Annotated in this window: 4 protein-coding genes and 1 pseudogene; 4 read left to right on the forward strand and 1 reads right to left on the reverse strand. The window is 58.4% G+C overall.

Annotated features, from left to right (window positions below; all coding sequences use genetic code 11):
• Positions 1 to 194 precede the first annotated feature (194 nt).
• On the forward strand, positions 195 to 1,283 hold the full coding sequence (gene ychF / locus ACG98I_RS10175) for a redox-regulated ATPase YchF (RefSeq protein ID WP_394720520.1): 1,089 nt from the start codon (positions 195 to 197) through the stop codon (positions 1,281 to 1,283).
• 20 nt (positions 1,284 to 1,303) lie between these two features.
• Positions 1,304 to 2,815: a recombinase family protein gene (locus ACG98I_RS10180; protein WP_049172284.1), complete on the forward strand. Its 1,512-nt coding sequence runs from the start codon at positions 1,304 to 1,306 to the stop codon at positions 2,813 to 2,815.
• A gap of 538 nt (positions 2,816 to 3,353) precedes the next feature.
• On the opposite strand, the gene ACG98I_RS10185 is transcribed toward ACG98I_RS10180, so the two are convergent.
• Complete coding sequence (locus ACG98I_RS10185) at positions 3,354 to 3,758, reverse strand: MerR family transcriptional regulator (RefSeq protein WP_018297443.1); 405 nt, start codon at positions 3,756 to 3,758, stop codon at positions 3,354 to 3,356.
• A gap of 169 nt (positions 3,759 to 3,927) precedes the next feature.
• Here ACG98I_RS10185 and ACG98I_RS10190 point away from each other — a divergent pair, with 169 nt between their 5' ends.
• Positions 3,928 to 5,487 carry a SulP family inorganic anion transporter gene (locus ACG98I_RS10190; RefSeq protein ID WP_394720523.1) on the forward strand — a complete coding sequence of 520 codons (1,560 nt, stop codon included), beginning with the start codon at positions 3,928 to 3,930 and terminating at the stop codon, positions 5,485 to 5,487.
• 115 nt (positions 5,488 to 5,602) lie between these two features.
• A pseudogene (locus tag ACG98I_RS10195) lies at positions 5,603 to 6,000 on the forward strand (IS6 family transposase); the annotation flags it as partial.

Genomic DNA, 6,000 nt, shown 5'->3' on the forward strand with positions numbered 1-6,000 from the left:
CATCGGAGGGCGACTCGCTGGCATCATTGATCGCGGCATCTCTGCCAGTGGCATTCGTACCAGTGGCGTCGCCGTAGTCAGGGGTTTGAGAATCTTGAGAACTCACGCTTATATATTGCCTCAAATGAGTGGGTTTTAGGCTACAAGCCGCCCATTCTGCCACACCCGCGAGGGTGTGCGTTAGGATTGGGCGCGTGAGTCTTACACTTGGAATTGTCGGTTTGCCCAACGTTGGCAAGTCCACTTTGTTTAATGCCCTGACCCGTTCTGACATTTTGGCGGCGAATTACCCATTCGCAACCATCGAGCCAAATGTCGGCCTCGTTGAATTGCCTGATCCGCGCCTGGGACGCCTGGCTGAGATTTTCAGCTCTGAGCGTATCTTGCCTGCGACCGTATCCTTCGTGGATATCGCCGGCATTGTTAAGGGTGCATCGGAAGGTGAAGGCATGGGCAATGCCTTCCTGTCCAACATTCGCGAAGCTGATGCGATTTGTCAGGTTGTGCGTGCATTCGGCGATGAAAACGTCATCCACGTTGATGGCGCGGTGAACCCAACCACGGATATTTCCGTCATCAACACTGAGCTCATCCTTGCTGACCTGCAGACCATTGAGAAGGCTCTGCCACGTCTGGAGAAGGAAGCCAAGAAGAATAAAGATCTGGCTGAGCAGGTTGAGGAGACCAAGAAGGCACAGGCCGTCTTGGAAGATGACCGCACCTTGTTCGCGGCGGCGAAGGCCGGCGAGATTGACCTGGCACTCGTGCGCGATCTGCACCTGATGACCGCGAAGCCATTCTTGTACGTTTTTAACTCAGACGAAGAAGTCTTGACCGATGACGCGAAGAAGGATGAGTTGCGTGCGCTTGTTGCGCCTGCCGATGCCGTCTTCCTCGACGCCAAGACCGAAACCGAGTTGCTCGAGCTCGAACCCGATGAGGCAATGGAGCTGCTGGAGTCTGTTGGACAGACTGAGCCTGGCCTGCAAACCCTAGCGACTGCTGGTTTTAAAACCCTCGGTCTGCAGACCTACCTGACTGCTGGTCCGAAGGAATCTCGCGCGTGGACCATCAAGCAGGGCTCCACTGCGCCTCAGGCAGCTGGTGTTATTCACACCGATTTTGAGAAGGGCTTCATTAAGGCTGAAATCGTCTCCTTCGAAGACCTTGACGCCGCCGGCTCAATGGCTGATGCCCGCTCCGCCGGCAAGGTCCGCCAAGAAGGCAAGGACTACATCATGGCCGATGGCGACGTGGTGGAGTTTCGTTTCAATGTAACCTGAGGCGCGCTAGTGTTAGCGGCATGACAACACGTGCTGCTATTTACCTCCGTATCTCGCTCGATGCTGCCATGGACGGCCTTGCCATCGACCGGCAGCGTCAGGACTGCGAAGCCCTTGCCGAACAACGCGGCTGGGACGTCGTGCATACCTACGTCGATCAGTCGATCTCCGCGTCGAAAAAGGATGTGGACCGCCCTGACTACGACGCGATGGTGGCGTCTTTTGAGCGCGGCGAGATCGACGCGATCATTTGCTGGGACCTCGACCGCCTCACGCGGCAGCCCTGGCAGCTCGAAGAGTGGATCGACAGGGCGGAAGAGCAGGGGCTGAAACTCGTCACTGCGAACGGTGATGCTGACCTTGCCACCGACGGCGGCAGAATGTACGCGCGTATCAAAGCAGCCGTGGCGCGCGGCGAGATCGAACGCAAAAGCATGCGCCAATCCCGTGCGCAACAGCAACGCGCCGAGCAGGGCCGCTGGTACTCCGGCGGTGTGCGCCCTATCGGCTACACCTCCACCGGCGAGATCATCCCATCCGAAGCCGCCGCCGTGCTCGGTATGTTCCGCGCTGTCGAGCGGGGCAACTCCATGCGCGACATCGCACGCGCCTTATCTGGGGTCGATCAGCCGGGCTTGCCAGATATCCCTACCACGCCGCGCCATATGCACACCGTGGTTACAGAGCGCAACGCACGCCGCCGCGCTGCTGGCCAGGAAGAAAAGCCGGTGCCTGACGCGCAGCCGTGGGCCTATACGTCGTTGCACTCGATCCTGCGCAACCCCGTGTATGCCGGCTACTCCACGTACAAGAAGGCCAAGCGCAAAGGCGTGAAGGACAAATACCGCCGTGTCACGCATATCGTCCGCGACCCCGATACCGGCGAGCCGGTGAAAGGGCAGTGGGAGCCGATCGTCACACCCGATCTGTGGTGGCGTGTGCAAAACGTGCTCGATGATCCCGACCGGCTAACGAACAAGGAGCGACGGAACACTCGCCGCCATCTTGGCTCGGGCCTGTATGTCTGCGACGAGTGTGGCAACCCCGTGCGCACGCATGCCGACCGCTACCGCTGCGCGGCCTGTGGCTTAGTGCGCACGCACAGCGTCGATGATTTTGTGCTCGCCGTGATCCGCGCCCGCCTTGGCCGTGACGACCTGGCGGACCTGCTGCCGACTGCGGACGACGACGAGGTGGGCGCCATCGACGAGGAACTCGCTGAGCTTCGCGCAAAGCTCGCCCGCGTCCAGGCTGACTACGACGAGGAGCTTATCGAGGCCCGTGATCTTAAGCGCGCGCGTAACCGCTATGAGCCGCAGATCGAGAAACTCGAAACGCGCCGTGCCCGCCTTGCTGGCGCATCGGCGCTGCTCGACACAACCGGCTACGCCTCGCCCGTGGACGCCTTCGACAACGCAGAGCTTGCCGTGCAGCGCCGTGTCATCAACACCCTGTGCCAGGTGCGCCTGCGCCGTGGCGTGCGCGGAAGCAAGACCTTCAACCCTGAATCAGTGCAGATCGTGTGGAACTAGGTTGCAGTGTGTGACACGTCAACAATCGCGCGCATGCGCTGTAGTGCGCAACGCTTCTACGAAGGAACGCCACGGGAGCCGGCAGTTCGGGGGATCTGCCTTCGTGTATCGGGGGTGACACTGCTCAACCGTGGCGTTCGCAGGAAGTATGACACGGCTCTTGTTACCCCAGAGGTCATAGGTTCGAATCCTGCCCCCGCTACCAACTTCCAAGCCCCTGCCAGGAGAAACACTGGTAGGGGCTTTAGTTATTTCTCTTAAGGCGCACGTCCTGGGACTCAAATCGGGACTTTAGCGATGGCATTTTGTCACTTAAGCCGGTTTGGAAGTGATGGGGTTAAGTGACAATTTTCGATTTTGTGACCTTGGATGACTGTGTCGTTTTGAGGAGTCGTCTGCACGGATTTCAGAAGTCCTCTGTACTATCGCCATCCACTCCGGAGAGGCCGCGGGCGTTCGTCCACTTCATTTGGAACGCGATTCGACAGAGCGCATTCAATACGATGGTCTTTTTCTCCCTGCGAAGGATGGGGGCAGTTTAGGGTGCCAGGGTGTTGACCAGATCGAGGAATTCCTCAGCGTAGGTAATTTGCTTGCGTAGCTTTTCATAGCGGGTGCGCGTCTCCTCACGAATGTCGGCAAGGGTGGCCTTGGCATTACTCCGTGCCTGCTGCGCGGGATCACTGTCCTGCCCGCCATCTGAACTATGAAGAATCTCCGCAGCTTCCAGGAATTCCCGCATCTGATCCAGAGTAAACCCCAGCGGTTTCATCCGTCGCACCAGCAAAACACGACGTACATCAGCCTCACTATAAAGCCTGAACCCACCAGGGCTACGCCCCGATGGGCTAATCAGGCCGACGTTGTCATAATGACGCAAGGTGGGAATCGACAACCCCGTCTGGTCAACGACCTCGCCGATCTTGAAATTACTGTTTTGCATTGCCTGTTCTCCTTCACGGTGATGTTACCCACGGGTTCCTGTGCCTGGGTTGGCGGTTGAGTAAAACTCCCGCTACCATAACCACCATCACCAACCCTAAAGCTACTAGAGGGTTGGATTCCTTTTGGGCGTTCGCCCAGTTACCTATCCCCTCAAAGATTGGACATCTATGACTGAAACTAGCACGGAGGCCCCCCACCCCCTCCTGAGTCCAGACGGCGCTGATGCCCCTACCGGGATCATCGCATCCTTCCGTTACGCATTTTCTTCCCCCGCCCGTATCCGTATAGAGATTCTGGCCGGACTGGCGGTATCCCTGGCGCTGATCCCTGAGGCCATTGCCTTTTCCATCCTTGCCGGTGTTGACCCAGCCGTGGGTCTGTTTTCCTCGGTAGTCATGGCCATTGCGATCGCCTTTACCGGTGGCCGCCCGGCAATGATCACCGCCGCCACCGGGGCTATTGCCCTAGTCATTGCTCCTGTGGCGCGTGATTACGGGATGGATTATTTCATCGCCACCGTCCTGTTGGGCGGTGTCCTACAAATCGTGCTCGGCGCCCTCGGTGTGGCGAAACTTCAGCGTTTTATCCCCCGATCGGTGATGCTGGGTTTCGTCAATGCACTGGGCATTATGATTTTCACCGCCCAACTCGAACACCTCATTGACGTGCCTTGGATGGTCTACCCACTCGTCGGCTTGGGTGTGGTGATCATGATTTTCTTCCCCAAGCTCACCAGTGTGATCCCCGCCCCGCTGGTCACGATTATCGTGCTCACCGGTTTGGTCATTGCCGCCGGTTTGACTGTCCCGACGGTCTCGGACATGGGCAAGATGCCGGAGACCTTACCGTCCCTGTTTATTCCGAACGTGCCGTGGACGTTGGAGACCCTGCAGATCATCGCGCCTTATGCCCTGGCCATGGCCGTGGTCGGTCTCATGGAATCGTTGATGACCGCCAAGCTCGTCGATGACATCACCGACACTCATTCCGATAAAACTCGCGAATCCTGGGGACAGGGGGTGGCTAATATTGCCTCCGGTTTCTTCGGCGGCATGGGTGGCTGCGCGATGATCGGTCAAACCATGATCAACGTCCGCGAATCCGGGGCACGTACCCGCCTATCCACCCTGCTAGCCGGCGTGTTCCTGCTGGTCCTGGTCCTGACACTGGGCGATATCGTTGGCATGATCCCGATGGCTGCGCTGGTGGCAATCATGATCATGGTCTCGGTCGGCACGATCGACTGGCACTCGGTGCATCCACGCACCCTTAAACTCATGCCGGTCCCTGAGACCATTGTTATGGCCGTGACGATTATTGCCACCCTAGCCACCCACAACCTGGCCATCGGTGTGGTGCTGGGTGTGGTCACCGCGATGATCATGTTCGCCCGTCGGGTGGCACATATCGTTTCCATTGAAAAGGTCTCCGAGATCGACGGCGATGGCGATGGCCAGATTGATACTCGTACCTACCGGGTGCATGGCCAGTTGTTTTGGGCATCAAGCAATGACCTGGTTTATCGCTTTGATTACACCGATTCTGCCCGTCATATCACTATTGATCTCACTGAGGCGGAGATCTGGGATGCCTCCACGGTCGCGACCTTTGACGCGATTACGCAGAAGTTCCAGGACAGAGGCAAAACCGTGTCCATTATCGGGCTCGACGGTCCCAGTCAGGACCGGCTGAACCGACTGTCTGGCCGGCTTGGCACCGGCCACTAACATCCCCCGACTCGAGCACATCGACTTGGCGCCCCAACTTATAACCGGGGCGCCAGTTTATTGGTGCTGTTGCAAAGTTGGGGCATAGGAAAAGCGACGTGAAATAATCACAGCCATTGGTATCTTCTCCGGTCGTCATTTCCCCCGTGACATCATTCTGTGGGCAGTGCGGTGGTACTGCCGCTACGGGGTGAGCTACCGCGATCTCGAAGAGATGATGACTTCAGCGGGGCGTGCCGGTCGATCACACCACCATCTACCGCTGGGTCCAGAAATACGCCCCTGAGCTGGACAAGCAAACACGGTGGTACCGGCAGGTACCTGACTGGCAGGCCAAGTTCCTGGCGGGTGGATGAAACCTACATCCGGGTCGGCGACAGGTGGTGCTACCTCTGATCTGGCGATCACCGCCGGTGGCCAGACCCTGGACTTTTACCTCTCTCCGAAGCCGAACGTGGCCGCAGCGAAGCGTTTCCTGGCCAAGGCCCTCAGATCCAATGCGTCAGCCGGGTA

The sequence above is a fragment of the Corynebacterium sp. L4757 genome, from assembly GCF_043673995.1.
GTDB lineage: Bacteria > Actinomycetota > Actinomycetes > Mycobacteriales > Mycobacteriaceae > Corynebacterium.

What these genes read in the sequence shown, in the direction of transcription:
- ACG98I_RS10185 (WP_018297443.1), bottom strand. Translation starts at nt 3,758, where the DNA reads ATGCAAAACAGTAATTTCAAGATCGGCGAGGTCGTTGACCAGACGGGG.
- ACG98I_RS10190 (WP_394720523.1), top strand. Translation starts at nt 3,928, where the DNA reads ATGACTGAAACTAGCACGGAGGCCCCCCACCCCCTCCTGAGTCCAGAC.
- ACG98I_RS10180 (WP_049172284.1), top strand. Translation starts at nt 1,304, where the DNA reads ATGACAACACGTGCTGCTATTTACCTCCGTATCTCGCTCGATGCTGCC.